The sequence below is a fragment of the Bdellovibrio sp. HCB117 genome, assembly GCF_047305915.1.
GTDB classification, from domain to species: domain Bacteria; phylum Bdellovibrionota; class Bdellovibrionia; order Bdellovibrionales; family Bdellovibrionaceae; genus Bdellovibrio; species Bdellovibrio bacteriovorus_B.
In genome coordinates, this window is the sequence record NZ_CP178622.1 from 3,364,557 (window position 1) to 3,389,648 (window position 25,092).

Genomic DNA, 25,092 nt, shown 5'->3' on the forward strand with positions numbered 1-25,092 from the left:
TCTTTGCTGCATTTCAAAGCAAGTCCTGTTATGCTAAGAATCTTGGCTGTGACGCAGGAGGAATCTGTGACAGTGAAGTTAGTGAACTTCGAAACAAAAACTGAAAATCCTCATTATGAGGGAGTCTACGACATCGCACCGGCGGAATTACAAAAGCTAATGGCCGATGTGAAGCTTATTGATGTTCGTCAACCCGACGAGTACACGGGCGAACTGGGTCACGTCCCGGGTTCAGAACTTGTGGTTCTGAACACTCTTCCCGATCATCTTGAAAATTTACCTAAAGACCAAACTGTGGTCTTCATTTGCAAAAGTGGCGGTCGCTCTGCTCAGGCCACAGCTTTTGCAAAAATGAATGGCCTTACTCACGTTTATAATATGCAAGGTGGAATGATGCTTTGGAACCACCTTCAATTGCCTGTTGAAAGATAGAAAAAATATGCCAGGAAAAGTATTTGTTAATAGAACTTTGAATCTAAAAAAGATTCGTTACATCGGCGTTGATATGGACCACACGTTGGTTCGTTATAACAGTGAAAACTTTGAACGCCTTTCTCACACAACCATGATCGAAAAATTGATCAAGCGTGGTTATCCAGAAACTTTGCGCAAGCTGACGTTTGACTACAACTATGCGATTCGCGGTCTGGTGATCGATCGTAAGATGGGAAATCTTTTGAAGTTGAATCGCTACACGGCGATTCGCGCCAGTTACCACGGATTAAAACCGTTGGACTTCAAAAGCCATCAAAAACTTTACAAGTCGACTTACATCGACTTGAGCAACTCAGACTATTTGGCTGTCGACACTTCGTTTTCAATCTCGTTGGCGAACTTGATCGCCCAGATCGTAGAGCTTAAAGACACAGATCTTGGAAACAAGTATCCGGAGTATTCGCAAATTGCCGACGATGTGTTGGATGCTTTGGATGAAGCTCATCGCGACGGTTCTTTGAAAGATGTTGTTAAGAAAAATCTGGATCACTACATCATTAAAGATCCAGAGCTCGTTGCAGGCCTTGAAAAGTTCCGTCGTCATGGCAAGAAGATCTTCGTTTTGACAAACTCTGATTTCCATTACACGAAACTATTGTTGGACTATGCGATTCAACCATTCTTGAAAGAACATAAATCTTGGCAAGATCTGTTTGAGTTCGTGATCACGTTTGCTTCCAAACCAAAGTTCTTCTATGAAAGCCAAAAATATCTTCGCGTAAATCCAGAAGACGGCACAATGACGAACATGGAAGGAAAACTGACTCCGGGTATTTATCAAGGCGGTAACGCGAAGAAATTCACCGCCGACCTAGAACTTGCCGGAGACGACATTCTGTACATCGGCGACCATATCTATGGCGACATCCTGCGCTTGAAGAAAGACTGTAACTGGAGAACAGCGATGGTCATCGAGGAGCTGGATGACGAAGTGAACAACAATAAAAAGGCGGAACCTTTGAATCAGGAAATCGAAGTTCTGATGAAAAAGAAAGAGCCTTTGGAAGATGAACTGACAGATTTGATGACTCGTAAAATTGAAAAGGCCGCGAACATCAACGACACACAAATTGATGGACTTCAGAAAACTATTTCTGAAATCGATGCGCAAATCAGCCAGCTGATCAAAAAGCAGCAAGCCATGTATAACGGCAACTGGGGTCAATTGATGAGAGCCGGTAACGAAGAAAGTTATTTCGCTTATCAGCTTGATCGTTACGCCTGCGTCTACATGGAAAAGCTCGGTGACCTCTTGGATCTATCTCCAAGAACCTATTTCCGCGCTCCACGCCGCCCACTAGCCCACGAAATCTACTAGTGCCTGCTTCTTTTTTGGGTCTACACCGCAGCAAAGCCACTCTTAGGAGTGGCTTTTTTTTGCCCAAAGGCGATAGCGACTTTAACCGCAACCCCTAATACCCCCCCAAAGAAACCGCGACCACTCAATTGGCGCTCGGCGTTATATCATTAATTTCAAATAATTAGCCCGGACTTCTAGTACTGTACAAAACTTAGTACTTTACATTACACAGTACCTAGCATAGCTTGGTACTGGAAAGGCGTTGTTATGAATGCTCAGTTTAAAAAAGGTGTGCTTGAACTTTCGGTGCTCACCCTGATCGGTCGCAAAGACTACTACGGCTATGAATTGGTGGAGGAAATTTCTAAGGTTTTAGAAATTTCAGAAGGCACTCTGTACCCCATTTTGCGCCGCTTGACCGAGGAAAAATATTTTGAAACCTACCTGCAGGAATCCTCGGAAGGACCTCCGCGCAAATACTATCGGATTACCAAGCTAGGTAAAGAGTTCCAAAAGGAACAGTTCAAGCAGTGGGTGGAATTCAATCAACAAATCGAAAAATTAATTGGCAGGGACATTATATGACGAAACAAGAGTTTCTAAAAAATCTGAAAGAGGAGCTTGAAAAAAACAAAGTTCAAAATGTTCAAGATATTCTGACAGACTACGAAGAACATTTTGTGCATGGCCTTAGCAAAGGCAAAACGGAAGTGGAAATTTGCGAAGGTTTAGGCTTTCCCTCCGTCATCGCTAAAGCATATCAAACCGAAAGCTTGATCAGCGAAATCAAAAATCCGGAAAAGGGATTTAACTTAAGTTTGGCAGTGACGGTGATTGGCCGTTTATTGGTGATCGCCCCTTTTAATTTCCTGATTCTTTTTATTCCCGGCGTTGTGATTTTCGCTCTGCTGGCTTCGGGCTGGGCGGTCTCTGTAGCTATCGGATCCGCGAGTCTTGCACTTCTTTCGATGCTGCCTTTTTTAGGAACCGTCTCTGCAGGGGCCTGGGCGTGGGTCACGGGACTGTCGACAAGCTTTGGCCTTCTTGGTCTTGCGATTCTTGGTGGCATGGTGATGTTCGTCATCACTAAGTACATTGTGTTAGCGATCATCAGCTATCTGCAGTGGAATTTAAAATTCATTCTACAAAAATAGGAGCCTCAAATGAAATCTCTGGGTCTATTTGGGAAGTTCTTTATCGCGTTTACAATTTGGACGGTGGCTTGCCTGAGTCTTGCTACCTATGCCGGAAGTAAAGCCTACGAACAAGATCCCACTTTATTAAGTAAAATCGAAGACAACTACAACGTACGTATTCACGTCGGTGGCATCAGCAAAGCAGACGCTGGCTGGGAAGAAACTAAAGACACATGGAACTTTGCCCCTCCCGTAAAGAAAGTTTCATTTAAGTCGATCAATGCCACGGTGTCCTTTAAAAAAGGAATCGGCGAAAACATCATCGTCTCAGCGACCGGACGTTTAGATAAAAGCAAAGCCCCCCGCCTTTTAAAAACGGAAGTTCAAGCAGACGAAATCATTATTCAGCAGCCTGAAGATGAGGCGACCAGCGAGCTTGACGTGCGAATCGAAGTTCCCCCTTCGTTAGCGAAGAATATCGACATCGTGACCGTCAACGGAAATGTTGTGATGGAAAACACGCTTACCGATGAATTGGCGATTAAAACCGTTGCTGGTGATGTGATTTTAAAACAGATTCAGACGCAATCCATCGCTCTACACAGTGTCTCTGCGGATATCAAAGCCGAAGACATCTCAGCTCAGAAAGTGACTGGAAAGTCGGTCAGTGGAGATCTAGAAGTATCGACACTGACTCCGGCAGAGGTGGCTTTTACGTCAATTTCAGGCGATGTGAAAATAAAAATGGCCCCGTCAGATAAACTTCGCTTCTCATTAAAATCTGTCTCTGGCGAAATTCATAATAGCCACGGCAGTAATAAAAATGGCAACATCGGTGTGAGTGTTTCCACAACGAGTGGCGATATCGAGATTGAATAACTAAGGAAGGTCTTATGAAAAATCTTTTAATTACAGGTGCTCTTGTTCTTGCCGCAATGACAGCGATGGCTGAAGCAAAAATTGGATTCGTTGATATGCAAAAAGCTATCAAAGCTACTTCGGCTGGAAAAAAAGCGACGGCAGAACTAGATGCGCAATTCGAATCTGAAAAGAAAAACTTCGAGAAAAAAGAAGCTGAGCTCAAGACCATGGCTCAAGACCTTGAAAAGAAAAAAGCCGTGATGTCTGAAGAGGCTTTCAAGGCAAAACAAATAGAATATCAAAAAGCCGTTATGGCCTTTCGTGATTCCATGGCGAAAAGTCAGAACGAGATCCAAAAGAAGCAAGAGCAGCTGACGGCTCCTATCTTAGAAAAAATGGAAAAAGTCATCGCTCAGGTTTCAAAAGAAAAAGGATTTACCATGGTTCTTCAGGACACGCGCATGATCGTCTACTCGGTCGCGGAAGTGGATCTCACTGAAGATGTGGTGAAGGCTTACGAAAAAGAAAAATAGGTTGTTCCCGCGTTCCTTTCGTTTTAGGGAAGAAGGAGTTGCACCTTCTTCCCTTTTTTATTTTAAATGAACGCGAGCGTAAAAAGTCCCTAGGCACCTTTTACCAAGGCAAAGGATCGCCATCGCGGAAGAAGCCACCGTTAGGACCACCCTTAGGAAGAGTGGCTGCCCAGATGATGCCTTTAATTCCCTGCTCTACCGTACGGTCTGCATGCGGGCCACCCATGTCTGTACGCACCCAGCCGGGCGATACAGAGTTCACGCAGATATCAGCACCTTGAACTTCCGAAGCAAAAAGATTCGTCACCATGTTCAGAGCCGTTTTAGATATACGGTAAGACGCTGAAGCATTTTGAGGAACTGACAGCTGAGCCATTCCGCTTGAGACATTGACAATACGCCCGTAGCCTTCTTGTTGCATCAACGGAAAGATTTTCTGCGTCAGCAAAAAAGGACCTAAGGTGTTCGTCGCAAATGTTTTTTGGATTGTGGAAGCTTTTGTTTTAAATAAAGAAGAATTTCCACCGTCCTCACTATCAATAAGAATTCCGGCGTTATTCACAAGAACATCCACAAAGCCAAAATCTTTGCGGATATTTTCAACGAATTCATTAATACTTTTTTCCTGCGAAAGATCCAGCTTCATCGGAACAACATCCAAGTCCTTCATTTTGAAGGCATTGATCTGCTTTTGAGCTTTATCGGGATTTCGCATGGCCATCACCACTTTGAAACCTCTTTGCGCCAGGGCCTCACTTGTCGCAAGACCCAAACCACGATTGGCACCGGTGACGATAGCAATCTTTTTCATGAACTTTTTCCTTACTGAGGACGTGGAACTGGGAAGTCAGGGCCCGCGCCGCCGCCACCGCCATCAACGGGAACCGGCACTAATACACCCGTAGACCAGTTGCGTGCATCAATAACACACTCACTGGAAATCACGCGCCAGCGCTCGATAGGAAAGTGATAAACAGTTTCCACCCAGCCCCAACCGTTCCAGTCAACGACACGGCGATAACCACCACGGCCGTCGCGATCCACAACGGAACGAGTTTCACGATGGAATGTAAGAAGTGGATAATGAAGTTTCAATCGGCCATCATGAGTCAGCTGAGCTTTTGCGGGCTCTTCAAAAAGACAACCATAGAAGCCGTCGACGCTGCGGATGCGACCTTCAAGAATTTCTCCTGGTTGCACATCACGATTTTTCGGTACTCGGAAAGAAAAGAAATAATCAGAAGGTGCGCCATTGTAGTAATAGCTGCGAGTATTCAAAGTCAAAAGACCATCGAATTCAACCAAGCGAACCGTCGCGCGACCGTCTTCGCTCATCCATGTGCCTTCCAAATTACTGCCGGCAACGGCATTGAAAGACAAAGCCATTGTTAAAGCGGCTACGAACATTTTCATAATTTCCCCCTATCGAGAACCCGCATTGCGGTTGAACAAAATGATGTAATCTTTCGCACCCGTTTGTTCCATCATTCCCGAAAATTTATTGTCTTCAAATTTCTTACGGTAGGTCTTGCGAGCGATGTTTTGAATCATGCACCCCAATGGACCTGTACCCGATAAATCTTTACCTTCTTCGATCACGCATTTGGGTTCGAAGGACTCTTCTTGCTGACGAGTCACCGGAAACTTCGTGACAGAAAAACTGACTACATCGAGCTTGTACTCTTCTTTCAAACGATTGGCAGGATTTTTCTTTAATAGTTGCGAAGAATAAATGTTAGGCACGATGGCTGCCACCCGCAAACCCTGCTCTCGAGCCTTCTTTACGCCGTCCACGAAGCGATCCATTTCGTTTTTGATATCCACGCGCATGTTGGAATTAAAAAGCTCCACATAAGGCAACATGGGCTCCACCACGATCACGTCATATTTGGATCCGGCCTCTTGATTGGCTTCAAAGAATCCGCGCAGAAGCTCCATGTCTTCGATTTGGTTAGGAGTGACACCGAACAAAACAACCGGCGCTTCTTTGACCTCTAAGCGAAGACGTTCGTAGACACCCTTTCCCAACTCTTCCGGAGTCGTGACTTGAGAAAATTTGATCTTGGGAATGCTTTGCGGCTGAATAGAGAAATTCATCGCAAAATAAATACCCAAAGCGATCACGGCGGTAGCACAAGCCCAATAAATGTATTTCATGGGGCCGAAGGTCGCGCAGAATATGAGCGAAGTCTAGTTACGGCGCTACGCACGCCATTCGTCGCAGCGTGGCAATCCTCATTGTAATCTGTTAGAATTATGCTAGGTTGCGAACATTACATAGGACTTGATCCCTAGGACAGGTACCCACTTATATGAAGGCGACGAATACAAATTCTTCTTTTTCTTATTTAATTATTGGCTCTGGCCGCGTCGCCCGACACTTGGGCTATTATTTTCACTTACTCAATCAACATTTTGAAACTTGGGATCGCTCGCAAGACCCCCACGCGCTAGCAAGAAAAGTCGCGAAATCTTCTCACGTCTTGCTCGCGATAAGTGATTCGGCGCTCTTAGGATTTTACCGTCAACATCTAGCCGGTCATGATAAAGTCTTCGTGCACTTTTCAGGCGCTCATCATTTTGAAGATATGATCGCGGCGCACCCGTTGATGACTTTTGGTCCCGAGCTTTATGATCTTTCGTTTTATCAAAAGATTCATTTCACGATAACCGGAGCTCGATCCCTCCAAGAAGCCATTCCGGTATTCACGAATCCTTTTTCTGTTCTGCCTCCCGAAGCAAAGGCACGTTATCACGCTTACTGCGTTTTAGGTGGTAACTTCGTCACTCTACTTGTGAACAAAATGTTGCAGGGATTTTCCGAGATGAATATTCCAGCTGAGGCGGCTCACCTCTACATCGAAAAAAATCTGGCAAATACTTTTCAAAATCCAACACAGGCTTTGACCGGCCCCTTAGTGCGCAAGGATGCCGAAACCGTCCACGCGAATTTACAAGCGCTTTCCCAAGACTTGTATCTTCCTGTGTACGAAGCCTTTTTAAAAACCCACTGGCCCGATTACCCGCAAAAGTGAGGCTGCTATGAAAACCATTTTAGATTTTCAGAATAAGAAAGCAAAAAAAGAAAAGATATCCATGGTCACTTGTTATGACTACACTTTCGCACGCATCCTAGCAGAAAGCGATGTGGACTGCCTATTAGTGGGTGACTCTTTGGCTATGACAATGCACGGGCATAAAACAACCTTAAATGCCTCTGTGAATATGATGGCTTTACATACTGCCGCCGTCGTGCGCGGAGCCGGAGACAAGTTTGTTGTAGGTGATTTACCGTTCATGAGTTACCGCAAAGGCCTGACTGCTAACATGACATACGTAGAAAAGATCATGAAAGCCGGTGCTCACGCGGTAAAACTTGAAGGTGCTTCCGGAAATATTGAGCTCGTAAGACACCTTGTCGATTCGGGCGTTCCAGTGATGGGACATTTAGGATTAACCCCGCAGTCAGTAAATCAGCTGGGTGGTTTTAAAGTTCAAGGTCGTGATGAAAAGGCCCAGAAAAAAATTAAAGAGCACGCCTTGCAACTTCAGGAAGCCGGCGCTTTTTCCATCGTACTTGAATGTGTTCCTTCAAATCTTGCCAAAGAAATCACGGCATCACTTGAGATTCCGACTATTGGTATTGGCGGAGGCCCAGATTGTGACGGCCAGGTTCTGGTTCTGCAGGACATGTTAGGAATGACTCCGGGTTTTAAACCTAAATTTCTAAAACAATACTTCAATGGTTTTGAAACAATGAAAGAGGCCTTCAACACTTACCATCAAGAAGTCGTTCAAGGAAAATTTCCAACCGAGAAAGAGAGTTATTCATGAGCGAAGTTCTGCACTCTCCTTCAGAAATGAAAGCTTGGCGAAAAAACAAGGTGGGAACGATCGGCTTTGTCCCGACGATGGGAGCTTTGCATGCGGGCCATGAAGAGTTGATCAAACGTGCTCGCAAAGAAAACGACTTGGTCGTCCTTTCCATTTTTGTAAACCCTACGCAGTTCAACGACCCGAAGGATCTGGCGAAGTATCCAAAAACCTGGGAGCAAGATTTTGCAATGGCCGAGATGAATGGCGTCGACGCGGTCTTTTTCCCCAACTATGAGGAAATGTATCCGGATAAGTACCGCTACAAGGTTTCAGAGAACGACTATTCTTTACTTTTAGACGGCGCCCATCGGCCGGGTCACTTCGACGGAGTTTTGTCAGTTGTGATGAAGCTTTTTAATCTGGTAAGTCCAAGCAAGGCTTACTTCGGTGAAAAAGACTTCCAACAGCTATCCTTGATTCGCGGAATGGTGGATGCCTTTTTTATGAATCTGGAGATAGTCCCCGTCGCGACAGTGCGTGAGCAAGACGGTCTTGCCATGAGCTCCCGCAACACTCGATTGACGGCTGAAGAAAGAAGAATCGCACCGGCCATATACAAAGCTATAACTGAAAGCAAAAGTGCTGAAGAGGCTACGGCAAAACTTCAAGCTCAGGGTTTTGCCGTTGATTACGTCACTGACGTGGGGTCACGCCGCTTTGTCGCGGCGAAATTGGGTGAAGTGAGGTTGATAGACAATGTCGAAATCTAAAGTCCTTTTTATTATGACAGGCTCGATTGCCTGTTACAAAGCCTGCCACGTAGTTTCTAGGCTGGTTCAAGCAAACTGCGAAGTGCAGGTTGTAGCGACTCCTTCGGCATTAAAATTCGTTGGCAATGCGACACTTGAAGGCTTGACTGGAAAACCTGTCGTGAGCGACATGTATGCCGCTGGCAATGTCATGGACCATATTCATCTTATGAGATGGGCCGACGTTGTTTTAGTAGCTCCAGCGACGGCCAGCTTTATCAATAAAGCCGCTCAGGGCGTAGGCGATGATTTAGTGCAAACTCTTTTCCTCGCTCATGACTTTAAGAAGCCTTTCCTTATTGCTCCGGCAATGAACACGAGCATGTATAAGCACCCGGTGACGCAAAAGTCTTTGCAAACCCTACGCGACATGGGACTACAGATTCTAGAAACTGCTTCAGGCATTCTGGCTTGCGGCGAAGAAGGCTGGGGAAAACTTCTTGAACCTGATCTGATATTAAAATTCACGCTGGAAGCGCTTCAGAACAAAGGAGCCGCCGTTCCTTCAGAAGCGATCAGCTTTAAAACCGCCAGCAAAGTCAAAGTGTTGGTTACGGCAGGCGGAACACAAGAACCTATCGACACTGTACGCGTTATCAGCAACCTGAGCTCGGGCAAAACAGGTGTGACAATCGCCGAAAGCCTTACGCAAATGGGTTTTGACGTAACATTGTTGCAAGCTCATGGATCTGCAAAAGCCGAACACGTGACTCGACAGGATTTCTTCACGAGCTTTGCTAGCCTTGATGAAAAGATGAAAAACTATCTTTCCAGCGAAGAATTCACGCATGTGATTCATGCAGCGGCAGTCAGCGACTACTCCGTCGATAGCATTGAAGTCAATGGCGTCAAACATCGTCCTTTCGAAGTAAAAAAGGTCAGTTCGGATGCCGACCACTTGAACATTCATTTGAAACGCAATCATAAGATTGTCGATCGTTTGAAAGACTATTCAAAAAATAAAAGCCTTCAAGTCATCGCGTTTAAACTGACCAGCCATGCTTCGACCGAAGAAAAGCAAAAAGCCGTAAACAAGTTGTTTCAGGGTTCTCACGCGGACTTCGTCGTTCATAACGACATGACCGATATCGATATTGTTAACAAAACACATAAGTTCACTTTGCACTCGCCATCGAGTGCAGTGGCTTGCGAAAGCTTAGAAAGACTTTCCAGTGAATTGATCCACGCACTAATGCCTAAGGATACTTTATGATTTTATGTCTTGATGTGGGAAACACTCAAATCTATGCCGGTCTTTTTGATAAAGACAAAATGGTTCTTTCGTTCCGTAAGAACTCCAAAAGCGGAGCTTCTTCTGATGAGACCGGAATCTTTTTAAGAAGCGCTATTCGTGAAAATGGCTATGATCCATCTAAGATCAAGCAAATCGCTATCTGCAGTGTCGTTCCCGAGGTGATTTATTCTCTTCGTGGAGCTTGCATGAAGTATTTCAATATCAATCCATTCATCCTCCAAGCAGGCGTCAAAACAGGATTGAAAGTAAAGTACCGCAATCCACTTGAGGTCGGCGCCGACCGCATTGCCAATACGATTGCGGCGACTCACCTTTACCCCGGGAAAAACCTGATTATCGTCGATTTGGGCACGGCAACCACATTCTGTGCCGTCACGAAAGAAAAAGACTACTTGGGGGGATCTATCGTGGCGGGTCTTCGCCTTTGTATGGAAGCTTTGGAAAGTAAAACGGCGAAACTTCCTTCAGTTGAAATCGTTTCTATGCACGAAGCCTTAGGCCGCTCGACGGTGGAAAGCATTCAATCTGGACTTTTTTACGGCCACTTAGGAACGATCCGGGAATTAAGTGATAGAATCACGAAGGAATGTTTCCAAGGAGAAAAACCGCTCGTTATCGGAACTGGTGGCTTTGCCTACCTGTTTGAGAAAGAAAAAATCTTTGATGAGATCGTGCCGGATTTAGTTCTAAAAGGCATGCTAATCGCTTTGCAATACAATACGTAAGGAATTAGGAATCACTATGAATTTATCAATGTTAAGAGCAAAAATTCACCGCGCCACCGTTACGGGAGCTGACCTTGATTATGAAGGTTCCGTCAGCGTCTGTCCGGATTTGATCAAAGCTTCTGGTTTATTAATTAACGAGCGCGTAGATATTTACAATTGTAATAACGGGGCCCGCTTTTCCACTTACGTGATCAAAGGAAAAAAAGGCGAAATCTGTCTTAACGGAGCTGCCGCTCGCCACGTTCAACGCGGAGACCTGGTGATCATCTGCGCTTACTGCGGACTGAATATGGACGAAGCTAAAAAACACGAACCTGCTGTGGTTTTCGTAGACGCTAAAAATCGCGTCAAAGAAAAGCGCAAAGAAGACAGAAAAAATAATAAATAATCAGCACCGGGCGGTTTACAACCGCCCTTCTTGAAGATGATTATTTACAGTAGCGGTATTGACTCATGATTGCGCGGGTCTTTTGCGCCCCAGAGATATCGCCACCACGACGTTTGTTCCAATCGTCACTGCGTAAAGGGCCCCAATAAGTTCCTTCAGGACCTTTTGATGTCGGCGTCATCAGTGTGTCGCGATTCTGCAATTCTTTCGCTAACAAATCGATACCACATTGAATGTTTTGATAAGGCACGTGAAGGTCGCGTGCTTTAGGACATACTGGTTTCCACACTTGCAGAAGTCCAATTGCGGTTCCGTTCGGCGCGTTGGGATTGTCATTTCGTGGGTTACAACTTGATTCTGAAGAAGCCATGGACATGATAATCCACACCCAATAAAGCTCCCGCTGGTCTTTAGACATCTTTGGATAATTCGGACACCACTTTGTGATATCGTCAGGAATATTTTCACCGAAAGAGTCTGGCTTCTCTTTAATCTGTTGAAGAGTGTAGGATCCCCATGAACCTAACTGACCTTCTTTATTAATAAAATTGTCGCAACCCTTGGCCATTTTTGCACTGGCATCAGATCCAACTTCCCGAGCGATGTTGCGATCAAGATCCTTTTCGTAAATAAAACCTTCTTTTTCGCGCGCCGCCCAGGCTGCATCCATGACGTCATAAGAGTTGTCTTCGGTTTTCTTCGAGTCCGCGCCCATGGCACTTTGTTTACCGCCACCACTGAACATATTCGTACAGAAGCCCATGATCAGCTGAAAGATACTTTGTTTTTGTGTTGCTGCAGCTTGCGCTTCTTGAGCTGCCAGCGCTTGATTTGCCGCCGTTTGCGCCGCAGCCGCTTGTTGTTGAAGCATGTAATTTTGCTGCGCTTGCATGGACTGGAAAATCGCAGTGGCATTCGCCGGATTCGGAGCCGCCGTCGTTGTTTGCGCAAAAGAAAGCGCTGGAGCAAATGTTGCCGTAACAATTAGAATCTTGATGCGCATGTACGTCCCTGTCTCCATAAGGGACTTATCGGGAAACGCCCAAATTCCATGAATATTTCTGGGCTATTTACGAGGCCTGTTTCACTATGATACAGTCGCCGGATGGGTATTACGCTTCTTCAGCTTCAGGACGGCCACAAAGCCTATGGTCCAAAGATTCTTTTCGATAACGCCACTTTCGCAATCAATGAAGGCGAACACGTCGGGGTCATCGGTCCCAATGGCGCTGGCAAAACGACTCTCTTTAAAGTTTTGGTAGATCAAGAACATCTGGATCAAGGAATCGTCACACGATCCCAACAACTTCGGCTGGGATACCTTGAACAAGAAGCTGAATGGAACGTCGACGAAAAGGTGGAAGAATACCTGGATAAAAACTGCATCAAGCCTCTTTGGGAATTAAAGCAGTTTGGACTCAAGCTAGGTTTGACGGAAGCGCATTTTCAATCGCATTTAAAACAGCTCAGCGGCGGCTATCGCATGCGCGTGAAGCTTCTTTATCTGATTGGCCAAGAACCCAATCTTTTGCTGCTGGATGAACCAACGAATTTTTTGGATCTGGAAACCCTCTTAGTCCTTGAAAGCTTTTTACAAGAGTTTAAAGGCGCCTTTCTGTTAATTTCGCATGATCGCGAGTTTTTACGTCGCGTCACCGACCATATTCTTGAAGTTGAATCTGGCGACATTGTGAAGTTTCCGGGAAGCCTGGACGACTACTTCGAACAAAAACAGATGTTGAACGAGATTTTGCAAAAACAAATTCTTTCCCAACAGGCAAAAAGAAAATCCATTATGGATTTCGTCACGCGTTTCGGTGCGAAAGCCACCAAAGCCCGCCAGGCGCAAAGTCGCCTGAAGGCCTTGGAAAAGATGGAAGTCATAGAAATGAAAGCGGCTCCCACTCATTCGCATATTCATATTCCACCGGCGCAACCAACCGGAAAGATGATTTTGGAGATTGAGAATGCAGATTGCGGATACGGCGAAAAAGTCATTCTTAAAAATGTTTCCTTGCGTTTAGAACGTGGGAACCATCTGGGTATCGTCGGACTGAATGGTGCAGGTAAATCTACTTTGCTTAAATCACTGGGCGAACAGATTCCTTTAGTGAATGGTTCCATCAAATGGGGCCATCAAGTCAGTTACTCCTATTTCGCACAGCACACACCGGAAGCTTTAAATCCCGAGCACACTGTTTTAGAGGCCATGGCTGCGACCGCTCATAAAGAAGTGACTCAACAAGATGTTTTAAATATCGCAGGAAGCTTGCTCTTTTCTGGGGACGCCGTTCATAAAAAAGTAAAAGTGCTTTCCGGAGGCGAAAAGTCCCGTGTGGCTTTGGGACAAATTCTTTTGCAAAAATCCCCACTCCTTTTGTTGGATGAGCCTACGAATCATCTAGACTTCGATACTGTTGAAGCCCTAACAACGGCTTTGGAAAAATACGAAGGCACGATTGTGACCGTCAGCCATGATCGTGGTTTTATCGGACGTGTTGCCAATAAAATCCTGGAAGTGAATCATGGCCTTTTGACCCTTTATCCTGGCACTTATGATGAGTACGTCTGGAGTTTGCAAAAAGGCTTCTTGGCAGAAAGAACTTTTGAGGCGGCAGACAGCAAAGGTGCAAGCACGACCAAAAGCGACGAGCCCGCAAAGTTTAACTATAAAGAAGAGCGCAAACGCTTAGAAAATTTGATCAAAAAAGCTCAAAAGCAGATTGAAGATTGTGACAAGAAGATTGCCCAATTAGGGCAAATGCGAGATTCTTTAAACGAAAAACTAATGACGGCCTCTGGGGATAAGGCAGCGACGTTTGCAAAAGAGCTGCATGAACTGAGCGGTCAAATCGAAGATCTGGAATCTTCTATGCTTCAGGCGATGGAAGATCAGCAAAACTTCGAGACAGAACTAAAACAACTTGTAGGATCATAAATGTCGAGATGGATATTGCTGGCTTTGGCCTTGAGTTTGGTTTCTTGTGCAAGTTATTTCAAACGCAAAGACTGTGAATCAATCAACTGGTTTGAACATGGCAAAAAAGTCGCCTTGAGCGGAAAATGGCTGAATGCCGACGCCATGGTCACAGAATGTCGCAAGGTCGATGCAGAAATTCAAGAATCCCAACTGGATTTGGGATTTAAAAACGGCATGCAGATTTACTGCAGCAACACCAACGCATATAACGTCGGAAAAAGCGGAGATTTCTTTTCGCGCGATCTTTGCGAAGGACCTCAGATCAATGTTTTGCTGAATGAGCACAAAAAAGGCGTCGCAGCTTACTGCCACAAAACCTATGGCTTCACAGCAGGAACCTCTGGGAAGAAATATCAAAATATCTGTCCAAAAGATATGGAACCGGCATTTCTTAAAGAATATCGCCGCGGTCGCAAGAAGTATGTTGAAACTTTGATTTCGACTAAAGAAAGCGAAGTCCGTGAGCTCGACAATCGCATGCGCACGATGAAGTCAGATTTGAATTTTCAAAAAGGTCGCCTGACAGGCCTGCGCGGAGAATTGAATTCGTTAGAGACTCAAAAAGCTTTCGTCGCAAATAACAATCCCGCTCAATTGGGTTATATTGAAAATCGCATCAGCCAATTGAATTCAGATATCTCTTCTTTGAACTACGATATCTCTGGAAAAGAGAACGAAATTAAGAAGCTCGAGAATAATAGGAATTCAAAGCTGTCTGAAATCACCGGATTTAAAGAAGAGCTTCCTAGTTTAGACGAGTAATTAGTTCGGAACGCGAAACCATTCAATCGCGTCCACATAGGCTTTGGGTTGGTAAGCATTGGCCTGTTCACTCCAGTGAACTTCGCGCCAACCTAGGCTCTTGAACGAGGGATTCTCCACATCTCGCTTTTGAATAAACTCAAACACGTTAGAAACTTGCTCAAGCTCACTTTTCTTCATCAAGAGCGATGGCAAATGAAACTGAACAAACGCGATACCCTTGTTTTGAGCGCCGAAACCTTCGGCCCCTTCATTCAGAAAACGTGAATACTGAATTTCTCTATTAGTATCACAGTGATCCACCACCAAAAGCTTCTCAGTGATGTTGGCGTAATCCATCACATAACTGAAGTTATACCCACCACACTTTTCCACCACTGTGCGGTTGGCTTTAATCTGGCCAAACGATTTTAAAGGAATTGGAAAACGTGACGGCAGCATCCAAAGATTGTCTTGATCTCGTAAGGCAATCTGAACCTTTGGAGAAGCTTTGGCTATCTTCATAAAATGCGCAAAGATAGCGGATTTTTCCGTCAAAGTCGTAGGGCTTACAAACAGAAGATCAAAGGACGCCTCGGCAAAAGCCTCTTGAAAGCCGTGACTGCGTAACTCATTAGTGAAATTCGCCGCAAAGATCCGATGCGTTTCGGAATCCTTCATTGCCTGCGATGAAGCGAGAAAAGAATTTATATTCTTCATAGCTTCAGCCGCTTTAAGCAGCGTGGTTTCTTGAATACCTGCCAATCGGTGCATACCAATCAGAGGTAGAGCTGGCTGATGTTCGGAACGCAGAAGTCGGGGCAGATTCTGAACGAAGTTGAATCTTTCTCTGCTAGAAAGACCTTTGTACGAATTCACCCAGCTCGTCACCAAAAGAGGTCTTAAACTTAACTCCACGACTTGCTGATCTACGGACAAATCTTCTTTGTGCTCTAAGCAAACAGCAAAGTGCTCTGACTGCTTCCAAGGAGATTCACAGTAAGCCGGGACCGATTTGATCACAAAAGGCCAGCGCACTTTACGAAGTGCTGTAGCAATCTTGGTTTGCGGATCACCTAAATCCAAATCACCATTCAAGAGATAGACTATAAAGTCGGTAATCACTTCTTCCATTAAAATCTGCTGCGCAAACAGGGCTTCATTACGTTCGCGGTACCAAATTTTCGCTAACGCCTTTTCTAAATGCCCTGGGGCCTCCAGAAGTTTTGCACCGATATATATTTGATGTCCTTGCACGCGGTACAAGTAAGGACGGTCTTCAAGAATCGTTAGCTGCACTTTCTTATAGAAAGGCTCCATGCTTTCAAGAAGCCTTTCCATTTGCTGCACACGATAATTCAAATCCTTCACCTGCTCACTGAAGTAAGCACTGAATGGGACATTTTTATTCAAAGCACAGCGATAGATGCTTTCAGAAGAATCGGCCGACACCCTGTCAATTCTTTCGACAACCTTGGAATCAATACAGATCGGCCTCTTCGTCATCTGAAGAACCATCAGGCTAAGTAAGCCAAAACACACAAGACTGAGCGAGGTCAACCAACGGGCCAGCATATGAACTAGCTAAGATTGCAAAAGGTAGACCTCCTCAACCCCGATGTTTTCCAAGAAGACTTCGTCATGGGAAACCACCAAAAGAGCTCCCTTGTATTCGTTTAAGGCGGCTTCCAGAATTTCGAGACTTTGGAGGTCTAAGTTGTTCGTCGGTTCATCCAGAATCAGCAACTGAGGCATCGGTGCCGCCAGCAGGATTTTTGCAAGCCCCGCCTTCAGCTTTTCACCTCCACTCAGTGTAGCAACCGGCTGGTGCACTTTTTCTTTCATGAACTGAAAACGGGCCAGTTTGTTGCGCGTTTCAATTTCATCGTAAGCAGAAGTCTGCATCACGTTTTCCATCACCGTCAGATTCGGATCCAGCAAGGAATACTTCTGGTCTAAGAGTGCCACTGTCACCGCCCCCAGCTTGGCCACGCCGACTTGTTCCACATTCCCTGGCAACTTTTTTAAAAGCGCCTGAATTAATGAACTTTTGCCACTTCCGTTAGCCCCTGCCAAAGCCCATCTCCGGTTTCCACGCATAAAGAAGGAAATGGGTTCTTCCCAAAGAAAATTTTCTCTTTGAGGATAGCGCAGGTTAAATTCATCCACTTCAATCACTAGCTTCCCTTCGGGTAAAGCCACATCTGGAAGTTCCAGCCCCAAGAGAGTTTCCGTTTTTGCCTGAGACAGCAAAGTGCGGAACCCTTCTGTCGCGTTTTCCACACGCTTTTCCTCATGCACGTGAACCTTTGCATGAGTGACTTCGGCTCTTCTTTTTAAACCTCCCGCGACGATACGCGGGATACCGCCCTTGTCTGCGACTCGCTGACCTCGGCGCATGCGTTTTTCCTGCGCGTCCATTCTTTCGTGATACTCTTTTTCGATTTTCTTTTTTTCTTTGCGCGCCCGCTCGATTTTTACTTGCTGCAATTCCCTTTCGGCTTCTTTTAATTCTTGATAATGCGTGAAGTTCCCGCCGTAACTCGAAAGACCTTGGTTGGAAAGTTCCCAGATAGTATCGACATAATTTAGAAGTTCCCGATCATGGCTAATGACCAGCAAAGCTCCTTGATAGGCTTTCACAAAATCAATAATCATCTGCCGTCCAGCTTTGTCTAAATTATTGGTCGGTTCATCCAGAATCAGAAGTCCCGCGGGCGAAGCCAAGGCTTTGGCGATTCGAACGCGCGTCCATTCTCCTCCGCTCAAATTTTTGAGCGAAGATTCCAAAGAAAGGTTTTGTAAAAGAGCTCCCCAAATTGCGGGATCTGCATAAGGGCTTAGCCATAGCTCCATCAGGTACTCACCTACCGAGATATCCGCAGTTTCCGCGAACTGAGTTAAATAAATCACCGGATGCGAGCGCAAGAGGACCCCTGAAGTCGGCTCAAGCTCGCCGGCAATAATTTTGGCTAACGTGCTTTTACCAACACCGTTAGGCCCCACCAATCCGCAGCGGAGTGAGTTTAACGAAAATGAAATGTTTGAAAACAGCACTTCACCTTGAGGAAGCTCAAAGCTCAGTGACTGACCAGTCACCTGTATTAAATTGTTTTGCATGATAATATCCGTCCAACAGCCTGAGAGGCCTTAAGAAGTTCTTAGAATAAGGAATAATGACGGATTTAATTTCTCATAGACGTCGGGTTTAGAGCCCGACTGAACAAGACTAACACAGTCGAGTGCTTTTTTTCAATAGCCTACAGGCCAGGATTATATGTATGTCACAAATAGAGGCGCCTATTGCGTATTTAAGCCATCTTCTTTAAACCATCGGTATATCCCGGAGGACATTTATATGTCTAAATTCAAGATCCTTGCGATGGCACTGTGCCTGGCACCCATGACTTCAGTTGCTCAAAACAAACCTCGCCAGTCAGCCCTAGAGAATGCTGAATGGGTTTATTGGGCTTTGTCTCACACCTTCCCTGAATACAAAAAATCAATCGGACCAGATGCTTATGAATTCTATCTTCCGCAACTAGAGTGCAGATCTATCGATATACGCGAAGAAGGCGAACCCGTTATAAAAGTGGAATGCAACGGTCGACCTGCCACCGAGCTTTTTTTAACTTTGTTGAATGCAGGAGCCCCAGTTTCTCGCGAAAAAAACGGAGCTTCTCACATAAAGCTCCGCAATATCGCCTGTGGCGTTGAAGACTTAGGAGCCGAGCAGCCAGAATATTACTGCACGGCTATTCAATAATTTACCAGCAAGGCGCCGTCGGTTGAGACTTCGCCGTCACTTCTTTTAAAGAGCTAACAAGTTTATCATCTGAAGCGATTAAAATAATATCCTGAGCTTTTTCTTTGCCCTCAGCCAAAGCCCCTTCGCAAGCCGTTTTTCCGTCGACTACTGTCACTTTTTTAAGTACGCCAGGGATTGATAAAACTCCAGAAAGACCGAAGTCAGTTTTTCCTTCGGCTTCTACTTTCTTTAATACCAAATAATTTAAGCGGTACTTCGTTCCAACCTCAGGCTTTTCTAACCCTTTTGAGACCAACGGAAGAAGCTGCAATTTTTCGTTCTTTGAGTTCATCACTTCGACAACATCCTGACCATTCATCTCATAGAAGACTTCCGTCAGCAAAGAAGACTCTGCTTCAGCTTCTTTGACCGCCAAAGAGATCAGTCGATATCCCGCATGGCCAGGGATTTTAAACACATCAGATCTTTCCACGTTCACGAGGCATTTTGAATTGCTGTCCGAACGCAAAGAAAAGCAGGTCGACTCTTGTCCATGAAGTTGCATGACAGCTTTAAAAAGAGCCTCTGCCTGTGCGTCTGTCAATTTCTTGGGGTTCGCGACTTCCGATGCTTTACCCAACTTGAACGAGAACAGACGCATATCGAAACCTGCATCTGTAAGTTCTTTCAAAAGATCTGCTTCTGTCAGCTGCACACCTTTTTGAGTAATCAGAGCCAAGACGCGGTCGACCCGATTTTCATCAGCGCGTTCCATCTTTCTACTTACTGAAGGAGCCGTTTTAGCGACTGTCGTGTCTGATTTCGATTTAGATTTAGAAGCTTCAATTCGAGCCGCCGCCGCTTGTTCTGGTGTTGGAGTTTGCGCGAGCGCTTGGCACTCTGTATTGTTTAAGCTTTGCTTAGCTAAAGTACAAAGTTCCTGGCCCGAAAGATTGCGTAGAGAATAAAGACTCGTCAAATACTGTCTTAGAATAAGTTTCGCCTGTTCTTCAGAGGCTATCGTTACAAAGGCCTTGTCATCGACAAAAACTTCGAACTGCGTCTGGCGGACCACGGCCTGTTGATGACGAACTTCATACTCTTCCGAAATAAAATTCGAAATTGTCTTTAAATCTACTCCGCCGAAAATCCAATTTTTCAATGAAAACAAACCACTCCAAGGCACCTGCCCTGATTTTTCTAACGCCTTAAAGAGTTCGGAAAGATGAGAATTGTACGCTGTTAAATTGCGTGGATCCTTAATATTTTTAGAATATTTTTTGGCTACTTCCGTTTTCTTAGCCACGGACTCAGTAACTTGGGCTCCGGTCCCTTTTCCTGCTGCGCGAACTGAGGCTTTGCGGCTAGTTTCTTGACAGGCTGACAAAACAAGGGAAGCCGAAACCATCAAAGCAGTCGTTAAATGCCAATATTTTCGAGTAGAGTCCATAGCAACACCTCTATAGACTTCTATTTTCAAAAGAAGTGCCCGGTCTCATTTTGAGATCCGCCACTTTTATCAACTCCTGACGAAGAGCCTCTTTGGAAACCGGTTTCTGTAAATAGCCATCAAATCCCTCGGCTAAACAACGCTCTTGATCGCCTTTCATCGCGTGGGCCGTGACCGCGGCAATTCGTCCTGAATAACGACGCTTTTTCAATTCGCGAAGTGCTTCAAAGCCATCCATGACCGGCATTTGCACGTCCATTAAAATCAGATCATAAGTTTTTTGCGAAGCTTTCTTAACGGCTTCAACACCATTTTCTGCGGTTTCTATACGCGACCGAGATATTCCAAATTTTTGAAGGTAGTGACAGAACAGCTCTCGATTATCAACGGCATCATCCACGACCAAAACCGATTTGATAGAGCTAAAATCATAAACCTGATTCACTCTGTGATTGTCAGGAACAACCTCTTTACTTGTCACAATATCGCAGGCTACGGTGATTAAGAAAACACTTCCTTTTCCCGCAACACTCTTGTCAAGAATCACGTCCCCACCTAGAAGCCTCGCAAGTTTTCGAGATAAGAATAGTCCTAAGCCGGTCCCACCGAACCGTCTGGTCGTAGAGCTATCGGCTTGAGCAAATGGTTGAAAGAGAAGATTCTTTTGTTCATCAGAAATCCCGATACCGGTGTCAATGACTCTAAATTCTAAGACACACAGATTTTTATCAATGGGGTCGGGCCGCCGACGCACATGAAGCTCCACCGAACCTTCATCCGTGAACTTGATCGCGTTACCGATTATATTAATAAGAATCTGTCGAAGACGTGTCGGATCTGTGCGGATATAGTCAGGAAGTTCGTCATACACGATTTTTAAAGACACGCCTTTTTCTTCCGCTCGCAAAGTCAGAAGATGTTCGATATCGGATAAAATTTCCCTTAAAGAAACGGCCAGCTTTTCAATTTCAATTTTTTGCGACTCTACTTTAGAGATATCCAAAATTTCATCAACGATTCGCAGTAGTTGCTGACCATTGCGGTAAATAGTTTCAACTGAATCTTTCATCTCAGAAGCCAGGCCATCTGCCTCTTGCAAAATTTCTGCGAATCCCAACATCGCACCTAAAGGCGTGCGAATTTCGTGGCTGACGTTGGCAAGAAACGCCGATTTCGCCCTGCTAGCCTCTTGAGCCTTGTCATAAAGACGTGAGTTTTCAATTGCAAGTCCTAGCCGAGAAGAAACTTCCTCCAGCAGTGGCAGATCCGCTTCCGTATAGCGAGGACTCTGCGGCTTATTCAGGAACGTAATAAAACCGATTGGTTTTTCATCGCGAATTTTGATCGGCGTAAAAGCAATCGAGCCTACAGCGATCGCCTTTTCACTTTCACGAGCACCGGTACCATAGGCTTCCTCCACATGAAAATCCAAGTTTTCACCTAAGATGATGTCTGCCTTCCCCGTCTTTAAAACTTTTCCCGGTCCAGTGTTAGAGTCCCACCTTAAAGGATGACGCTGGCGCCATAGCAACGCCTGACTTTCTTCTATCGGGTCCTGAGCCGCGCCTGCCGTCAGACTGATTTCCAGCCGTTGTTCATCTAAAAGATCAACGATACAGAGATCTGCTTTAAACGAAACGACTTTTCGACAGAATGCCTTAATAATTTTATCAAGTTCAAAAGATTGTGTAATTAAACTGATATCCGATAGAAAGCTCATTTCCTTAGCGTGATTTTCAGCCTGCGTTCTTGCGAACTCAGCTTGGAAAAGCGCCATCTTTTGCTTCTCGATTTCTTTTTCTTCGGTAATGTCTTCAGAAACTCCCAGCAAATATTGAGGCTCTTGAGTTTTACCTAGAACAGGGATTTTTTTAGTATGCAGATAACGAACGCCATTGCGCGTGTCGATCACCTCTTCTGGAATGTCGACTACGTTTTTTTGATTTAAAACGGCGCGGTCTTTAGAAGTGAAAAAGTCAGCTTGTTCTTTCGGAAAAAAATCGTAATCATTTTTTCCGATAAGCTCTTGTCTTGGCACACCCAATAGTTCTTCACCTGCCCTATTAAAACGGACGAACCGCAGATCTCGAGCATCTTTAACAAAGACCATGTTCGGAATATTTTCAAAAATAGCTTCAAAAAAGGCTTCTGATTGCTGTAGCTGTTGCGTTCTTTCGACGACACTTTCCTGCAATCTTGCTTTAGCTTCTTCCAATTCTTTTTCCGCGCGCTTAAGTTCCGTGGCATCCAATACTAAAGCGATAACCGTCCCATCTTGAAATAGGGTCAACGCTACGGAAACAGGGATGCGAGTTCCATCTTTATGTATGTATTGCTTTTCAAAGCGCTTGACCGTTTGGGTTTTTACAATGTCTGTAGCCGCTCGTTCACTACGCTGCACATCCTCAGGGGCAGTCAGAGTTTTCCAATTCAATTCTCCTCTTTGCAGTTCTTCTCTGGTATATCCCACCATTTTGAGGAAATAGTCGTTTGCCTCAATAATCTTTCCTTCCAGAGTTGTACAAACGACGCCAATCACGCCCGATTCAAATATCGTGCGATACCGTAGCGATTCGTCTGGACTCAGCGAAGAAGGCATAATGAATTCTCCAAACTTAAACGTAAGCCGCAGGGGCTTTGCCGACAACGGAATGTGTTTAGGACTGAAACTCAACATAAGCCCAGGCAAAGCCGGATTGTTGCGGATCAATTCCAGATAACTGGTCTTATTTGTACAGCCACAATCGTTTAGTCTAGGAGCATGAGTCTTTTGAAATTCATTCTGTTGTCCGTTTCATTGCATAGTTCTTGGGCCCAAAACTCTACTCAAGCGGTGTTGCCAATTGGGGCTATTCCGAAAGACTCAGCTATCGAACTTAAAACTGTTCCTACCGGATCGTTTTTCAACCCTGCCGTTCGCAGCGACAACACCGAAACTGGTTTTCAAAAAGTCGACAATTCGGGCTTGATGCAGGTGAAATCCATCACGACAAAAGATACTTCTTCTGACACCGCCGACTTACAAGCACTTGCTACGAATCAACAACTGGTCGTACAAACCGTGGACCTTACAGCTCAAAACTCGAATTGCTCAAGTTCAGGTGATTCCACAAATTGCACAATCACACAGGACGTACCGGTTTATAAAACGGGAAACTTTGATTTCGTTAATTGGTTCTTAAATCTTTTTGGCATGGGAAAGCAGCCCAGTTTAGTAACGCCGTCGAAAAACATCGACAAAACATCGCCGAAAGAAGCTATGGCCTTAGCTTTAGAAAAAACCGTAACAGAAACAAATGCAAAACTTGCTAAACCCTTAGAACCCAGTTGTACGGACAATCTGCCACAAGATTTAAAGCGCGATAAAACTTTAGTATGCGGAGTTGAACAGGCACTCGCGGCCTTCAAAAAAGGAAAAGACGACGGCAAAATTACCCAAGAAGTTTTCATCTTCAATGATTTTTCTAATGGCGGAGTCATGGGGAAAATGTGGTTTCTAAATGCCGACGGAACTCCCGCAAAAGTCGTGGATAAAAATCCGATCTGGGTTTCTAGAGGTGAAGGGGGCTTTGGAAATGGACGAGGCACCATGAGGACTCCGAACGGCGCTGTCGTCACGAAGGCTTATCGTCCTCCTCGCGGTGGAAATATCAAAGACGGTGTGGAGCTTGTCGGGTTGGAACCTGAAAACCAAGACATTTTCGGTCGAGGAGTTTTGCTTCACGGCTGGGATCCGTACACTCCCACTCAAGGCTGTCTGGGCGTTGCAGGGAACTTAGATACCAGGGCAAAGGGGAATTCCAAATTAGGTGGAACCCCGCCTTACTTAGACATTATGAAAAAAGGCTTACTTAAAAACGGAGGAGTGATGATTTACAATTTCACTCCGGTGAAAAAGAACAAGTGTTCCTAGGCGTTGCGAGTGACCTTGCCGAGCGGTTTTAATTTACCAACCTTACCCACTTTCGAAGGCAACGGGTGCTGAATCTTTTCAGCCATCCAAGGATCGATTTCTAAAAGCTTATCCAAGTTCAAGCCCGTCTTCACACCCATACCATGGAACATGTAAACGACGTCTTCGGTCGCGACATTTCCAGTAGCCCCTGGCGCGTAAGGACATCCGCCTAAACCACCCAGGCTTGTATCAAAAACCATCACACCGAGCTTATAAGCCGCAAGAATATTGGCCAAAGCTTGCCCACGAGTATCGTGAAAGTGACCCGCAAGTTTTTTTACCGGCACGACTTTCTTCAATTTTCTAAATAATGATTCTACTTGGCCCGCATCAGCCACACCGATGGTATCGCCAATAGAGATTTCATAAACGCCTAGCTTATGCATACGTGCAGCCAATTTGACCACACGCGCTTCAGGAACTTTGCCTTCAAAAGGACAGCCGAAACACGTTGAAAGATAACCGCGAACCTTGATTTTGTGTTTTTTTGCTAAAGCCATCACAGGTTCAAAGCGCTTGAAGCTTTCATCAATAGAGCAATTGATGTTTTTCAAAGAAAAGGATTCTGAGCAGGCGGCGAAGATGGCCACTTCTTTCACACCACTTTCAATCGCATCTTGCATTCCTCGTTCATTCGGAACAAGAACCGAGAATTCCGTTTTCTTGGGAATGGCACCGGACTTCACAAGCGTAAAAGTTTTTGTTAGGACTTCAGCAGTTCCCGCCATTTGTGGAACCCACTTCGGAGAAACAAAAGCACCAATTTCCACTCGCTTAGTACCGGCTTCGATCAGTCGTCTTGCAAATTCCACACGAGTGTCTGAATCCAAAACGGTTTTTTCGTTTTGCAGACCATCTCTTAATCCCATTTCAACAATCACGACTGACTTTTTCATA

25 protein-coding genes are annotated in these 25,092 nt (G+C 45.1%); 16 read left to right on the forward strand and 9 right to left on the reverse strand.

Features of this window, described 5'->3' with window-relative positions:
• Nucleotides 1–66 precede the first annotated feature (66 nt).
• From ACLWBD_RS15860 to ACLWBD_RS15885, 6 genes are all read left to right on the forward strand, one after another.
• Nucleotides 67–432 (forward strand): rhodanese-like domain-containing protein, encoded by a 366-nt coding sequence (locus ACLWBD_RS15860; RefSeq protein ID WP_253696481.1) that lies wholly within the window; start codon nt 67–69, stop codon nt 430–432.
• A 7-nt stretch (nt 433–439) separates the two neighbouring features.
• A complete protein-coding gene (locus ACLWBD_RS15865; protein ID WP_413568944.1) occupies nt 440–1,813 on the forward strand; it encodes an HAD-IG family 5'-nucleotidase in 1,374 nt (457 codons plus the stop codon).
• A 249-nt stretch (nt 1,814–2,062) separates the two neighbouring features.
• Nucleotides 2,063–2,380, forward strand: a complete 318-nt coding sequence (locus ACLWBD_RS15870) for a PadR family transcriptional regulator (RefSeq protein WP_063205318.1) — start codon at nt 2,063–2,065, stop codon at nt 2,378–2,380.
• On the forward strand, nt 2,377–2,949 hold the full coding sequence (locus ACLWBD_RS15875) for a DUF1700 domain-containing protein (RefSeq protein ID WP_063205319.1): 573 nt from the start codon (nt 2,377–2,379) through the stop codon (nt 2,947–2,949). The genes ACLWBD_RS15870 and ACLWBD_RS15875 overlap by 4 nt, the downstream gene beginning before the upstream one ends.
• 9 nt (nt 2,950–2,958) lie before the next feature.
• Nucleotides 2,959–3,810, forward strand: a complete 852-nt coding sequence (locus ACLWBD_RS15880; protein WP_063205320.1) for a DUF4097 family beta strand repeat-containing protein — start codon at nt 2,959–2,961, stop codon at nt 3,808–3,810.
• A 14-nt stretch (nt 3,811–3,824) separates the two neighbouring features.
• Nucleotides 3,825–4,325 (forward strand): OmpH family outer membrane protein, encoded by a 501-nt coding sequence (locus tag ACLWBD_RS15885; RefSeq protein WP_063205321.1) that lies wholly within the window; start codon nt 3,825–3,827, stop codon nt 4,323–4,325.
• A 100-nt stretch (nt 4,326–4,425) separates the two neighbouring features.
• On the opposite strand, the gene ACLWBD_RS15890 is transcribed toward ACLWBD_RS15885, so the two are convergent.
• Genes ACLWBD_RS15890 through ACLWBD_RS15900 form a run of 3 tightly spaced genes read right to left on the reverse strand, consistent with a single transcriptional unit; the run spans nt 4,426 to nt 6,482 of the window.
• Nucleotides 4,426–5,136, reverse strand: a complete 711-nt coding sequence (locus ACLWBD_RS15890; protein WP_063205322.1) for an SDR family NAD(P)-dependent oxidoreductase — start codon at nt 5,134–5,136, stop codon at nt 4,426–4,428.
• An 11-nt stretch (nt 5,137–5,147) separates the two neighbouring features.
• Nucleotides 5,148–5,738 (reverse strand): hypothetical protein, encoded by a 591-nt coding sequence (locus ACLWBD_RS15895; RefSeq protein ID WP_413568946.1) that lies wholly within the window; start codon nt 5,736–5,738, stop codon nt 5,148–5,150.
• 9 nt (nt 5,739–5,747) lie between these two features.
• Nucleotides 5,748–6,482: a hypothetical protein gene (locus ACLWBD_RS15900; RefSeq protein ID WP_063205324.1), complete on the reverse strand. Its 735-nt coding sequence runs from the start codon at nt 6,480–6,482 to the stop codon at nt 5,748–5,750.
• Nucleotides 6,483–6,637: 155 nt separating this feature from the next.
• On the opposite strand from ACLWBD_RS15900, the gene ACLWBD_RS15905 reads away from it, so the two are divergent.
• The 6 genes from ACLWBD_RS15905 to panD are packed head-to-tail and all read left to right on the forward strand — an operon-like array spanning nt 6,638 to nt 11,321.
• The gene (locus tag ACLWBD_RS15905; RefSeq protein WP_413568947.1) at nt 6,638–7,360 is read left to right on the forward strand and encodes a DUF2520 domain-containing protein; all 723 of its coding nucleotides are present in this window, start codon (nt 6,638–6,640) and stop codon (nt 7,358–7,360) included.
• Between the two features lie 7 nt (nt 7,361–7,367).
• A complete protein-coding gene (gene panB / locus ACLWBD_RS15910; RefSeq protein WP_063205326.1) occupies nt 7,368–8,159 on the forward strand; it encodes a 3-methyl-2-oxobutanoate hydroxymethyltransferase in 792 nt (263 codons plus the stop codon).
• Nucleotides 8,156–8,911 (forward strand): pantoate--beta-alanine ligase, encoded by a 756-nt coding sequence (gene panC / locus ACLWBD_RS15915; RefSeq protein WP_063205327.1) that lies wholly within the window; start codon nt 8,156–8,158, stop codon nt 8,909–8,911. Before panB ends, panC begins: the two co-directional genes overlap by 4 nt.
• Nucleotides 8,898–10,163 carry a bifunctional phosphopantothenoylcysteine decarboxylase/phosphopantothenate--cysteine ligase CoaBC gene (gene coaBC / locus ACLWBD_RS15920; protein WP_413568949.1) on the forward strand — a complete coding sequence of 422 codons (1,266 nt, stop codon included), beginning with the start codon at nt 8,898–8,900 and terminating at the stop codon, nt 10,161–10,163. Before panC ends, coaBC begins: the two co-directional genes overlap by 14 nt.
• Entirely contained in the window at nt 10,160–10,930 is a 771-nt protein-coding gene (locus tag ACLWBD_RS15925; protein WP_063205329.1) for a type III pantothenate kinase, read from the forward strand. The genes coaBC and ACLWBD_RS15925 overlap by 4 nt, the downstream gene beginning before the upstream one ends.
• A 16-nt stretch (nt 10,931–10,946) precedes the next feature.
• The gene (gene panD, locus ACLWBD_RS15930; RefSeq protein ID WP_063205330.1) at nt 10,947–11,321 is read left to right on the forward strand and encodes an aspartate 1-decarboxylase; all 375 of its coding nucleotides are present in this window, start codon (nt 10,947–10,949) and stop codon (nt 11,319–11,321) included.
• 40 nt (nt 11,322–11,361) lie between these two features.
• Here panD and ACLWBD_RS15935 read toward each other — a convergent pair whose 3' ends face one another.
• Entirely contained in the window at nt 11,362–12,342 is a 981-nt protein-coding gene (locus ACLWBD_RS15935) for a hypothetical protein (RefSeq protein WP_155722495.1), read from the reverse strand.
• 84 nt (nt 12,343–12,426) lie between these two features.
• Between ACLWBD_RS15935 and ACLWBD_RS15940 the strand changes: the two genes are divergently transcribed.
• Together ACLWBD_RS15940 and ACLWBD_RS15945 are read left to right on the forward strand one after the other, a co-directional pair.
• Nucleotides 12,427–14,259: an ATP-binding cassette domain-containing protein gene (locus ACLWBD_RS15940; protein ID WP_413568951.1), complete on the forward strand. Its 1,833-nt coding sequence runs from the start codon at nt 12,427–12,429 to the stop codon at nt 14,257–14,259.
• A complete protein-coding gene (locus tag ACLWBD_RS15945; protein WP_063205333.1) occupies nt 14,260–15,063 on the forward strand; it encodes a DUF2799 domain-containing protein in 804 nt (267 codons plus the stop codon).
• Here ACLWBD_RS15945 and ACLWBD_RS15950 read toward each other — a convergent pair whose 3' ends face one another.
• Both ACLWBD_RS15950 and abc-f read right to left on the reverse strand, forming a co-directional pair.
• Nucleotides 15,064–16,494: a hypothetical protein gene (locus tag ACLWBD_RS15950; RefSeq protein WP_413568953.1), complete on the reverse strand. Its 1,431-nt coding sequence runs from the start codon at nt 16,492–16,494 to the stop codon at nt 15,064–15,066.
• Between the two features lie 132 nt (nt 16,495–16,626).
• Nucleotides 16,627–18,162 carry a ribosomal protection-like ABC-F family protein gene (gene abc-f, locus ACLWBD_RS15955; RefSeq protein WP_413568954.1) on the reverse strand — a complete coding sequence of 512 codons (1,536 nt, stop codon included), beginning with the start codon at nt 18,160–18,162 and terminating at the stop codon, nt 16,627–16,629.
• Nucleotides 18,163–18,400: 238 nt separating this feature from the next.
• Between abc-f and ACLWBD_RS15960 the strand changes: the two genes are divergently transcribed.
• Nucleotides 18,401–18,808, forward strand: a complete 408-nt coding sequence (locus ACLWBD_RS15960; protein WP_063205336.1) for a hypothetical protein — start codon at nt 18,401–18,403, stop codon at nt 18,806–18,808.
• Between the two features lies 1 nt (nt 18,809).
• Here ACLWBD_RS15960 and ACLWBD_RS15965 read toward each other — a convergent pair whose 3' ends face one another.
• Together ACLWBD_RS15965 and ACLWBD_RS15970 are read right to left on the reverse strand one after the other, a co-directional pair.
• Nucleotides 18,810–20,240, reverse strand: a complete 1,431-nt coding sequence (locus ACLWBD_RS15965; protein WP_413568956.1) for a hypothetical protein — start codon at nt 20,238–20,240, stop codon at nt 18,810–18,812.
• Between the two features lie 10 nt (nt 20,241–20,250).
• Entirely contained in the window at nt 20,251–22,839 is a 2,589-nt protein-coding gene (locus ACLWBD_RS15970) for a PAS domain S-box protein (RefSeq protein ID WP_413568958.1), read from the reverse strand.
• A 162-nt stretch (nt 22,840–23,001) separates the two neighbouring features.
• Here ACLWBD_RS15970 and ACLWBD_RS15975 point away from each other — a divergent pair, with 162 nt between their 5' ends.
• Complete coding sequence (locus ACLWBD_RS15975) at nt 23,002–24,153, forward strand: hypothetical protein (RefSeq protein ID WP_253696492.1); 1,152 nt, start codon at nt 23,002–23,004, stop codon at nt 24,151–24,153.
• On the opposite strand, the gene ACLWBD_RS15980 is transcribed toward ACLWBD_RS15975, so the two are convergent.
• Complete coding sequence (locus ACLWBD_RS15980) at nt 24,150–25,091, reverse strand: hydroxymethylglutaryl-CoA lyase (protein ID WP_413568960.1); 942 nt, start codon at nt 25,089–25,091, stop codon at nt 24,150–24,152. The genes ACLWBD_RS15975 and ACLWBD_RS15980 overlap by 4 nt on opposite strands.
• Nucleotide 25,092 lies beyond the last annotated feature (1 nt).

Coding starts and splice junctions, on each gene's coding strand:
- ACLWBD_RS15865 (WP_413568944.1), top strand. CDS start 440: ATGCCAGGAAAAGTATTTGTTAATAGAACTTTGAATCTAAAAAAGATT.
- ACLWBD_RS15870 (WP_063205318.1), top strand. CDS start 2,063: ATGAATGCTCAGTTTAAAAAAGGTGTGCTTGAACTTTCGGTGCTCACC.
- ACLWBD_RS15875 (WP_063205319.1), top strand. CDS start 2,377: ATGACGAAACAAGAGTTTCTAAAAAATCTGAAAGAGGAGCTTGAAAAA.
- ACLWBD_RS15880 (WP_063205320.1), top strand. CDS start 2,959: ATGAAATCTCTGGGTCTATTTGGGAAGTTCTTTATCGCGTTTACAATT.
- ACLWBD_RS15885 (WP_063205321.1), top strand. CDS start 3,825: ATGAAAAATCTTTTAATTACAGGTGCTCTTGTTCTTGCCGCAATGACA.
- ACLWBD_RS15890 (WP_063205322.1), bottom strand. CDS start 5,136: ATGAAAAAGATTGCTATCGTCACCGGTGCCAATCGTGGTTTGGGTCTT.
- ACLWBD_RS15895 (WP_413568946.1), bottom strand. CDS start 5,738: ATGAAAATGTTCGTAGCCGCTTTAACAATGGCTTTGTCTTTCAATGCC.
- ACLWBD_RS15900 (WP_063205324.1), bottom strand. CDS start 6,482: ATGAAATACATTTATTGGGCTTGTGCTACCGCCGTGATCGCTTTGGGT.
- ACLWBD_RS15905 (WP_413568947.1), top strand. CDS start 6,638: ATGAAGGCGACGAATACAAATTCTTCTTTTTCTTATTTAATTATTGGC.
- panB (WP_063205326.1), top strand. CDS start 7,368: ATGAAAACCATTTTAGATTTTCAGAATAAGAAAGCAAAAAAAGAAAAG.
- panC (WP_063205327.1), top strand. CDS start 8,156: ATGAGCGAAGTTCTGCACTCTCCTTCAGAAATGAAAGCTTGGCGAAAA.
- coaBC (WP_413568949.1), top strand. CDS start 8,898: ATGTCGAAATCTAAAGTCCTTTTTATTATGACAGGCTCGATTGCCTGT.
- ACLWBD_RS15925 (WP_063205329.1), top strand. CDS start 10,160: ATGATTTTATGTCTTGATGTGGGAAACACTCAAATCTATGCCGGTCTT.
- panD (WP_063205330.1), top strand. CDS start 10,947: ATGAATTTATCAATGTTAAGAGCAAAAATTCACCGCGCCACCGTTACG.
- ACLWBD_RS15935 (WP_155722495.1), bottom strand. CDS start 12,342: ATGGAGACAGGGACGTACATGCGCATCAAGATTCTAATTGTTACGGCA.
- ACLWBD_RS15940 (WP_413568951.1), top strand. CDS start 12,427: ATGGGTATTACGCTTCTTCAGCTTCAGGACGGCCACAAAGCCTATGGT.
- ACLWBD_RS15945 (WP_063205333.1), top strand. CDS start 14,260: ATGTCGAGATGGATATTGCTGGCTTTGGCCTTGAGTTTGGTTTCTTGT.
- abc-f (WP_413568954.1), bottom strand. CDS start 18,162: ATGCAAAACAATTTAATACAGGTGACTGGTCAGTCACTGAGCTTTGAG.
- ACLWBD_RS15960 (WP_063205336.1), top strand. CDS start 18,401: ATGTCTAAATTCAAGATCCTTGCGATGGCACTGTGCCTGGCACCCATG.
- ACLWBD_RS15965 (WP_413568956.1), bottom strand. CDS start 20,240: ATGGACTCTACTCGAAAATATTGGCATTTAACGACTGCTTTGATGGTT.
- ACLWBD_RS15970 (WP_413568958.1), bottom strand. CDS start 22,839: ATGCCTTCTTCGCTGAGTCCAGACGAATCGCTACGGTATCGCACGATA.
- ACLWBD_RS15975 (WP_253696492.1), top strand. CDS start 23,002: ATGAGTCTTTTGAAATTCATTCTGTTGTCCGTTTCATTGCATAGTTCT.
- ACLWBD_RS15980 (WP_413568960.1), bottom strand. CDS start 25,091: ATGAAAAAGTCAGTCGTGATTGTTGAAATGGGATTAAGAGATGGTCTG.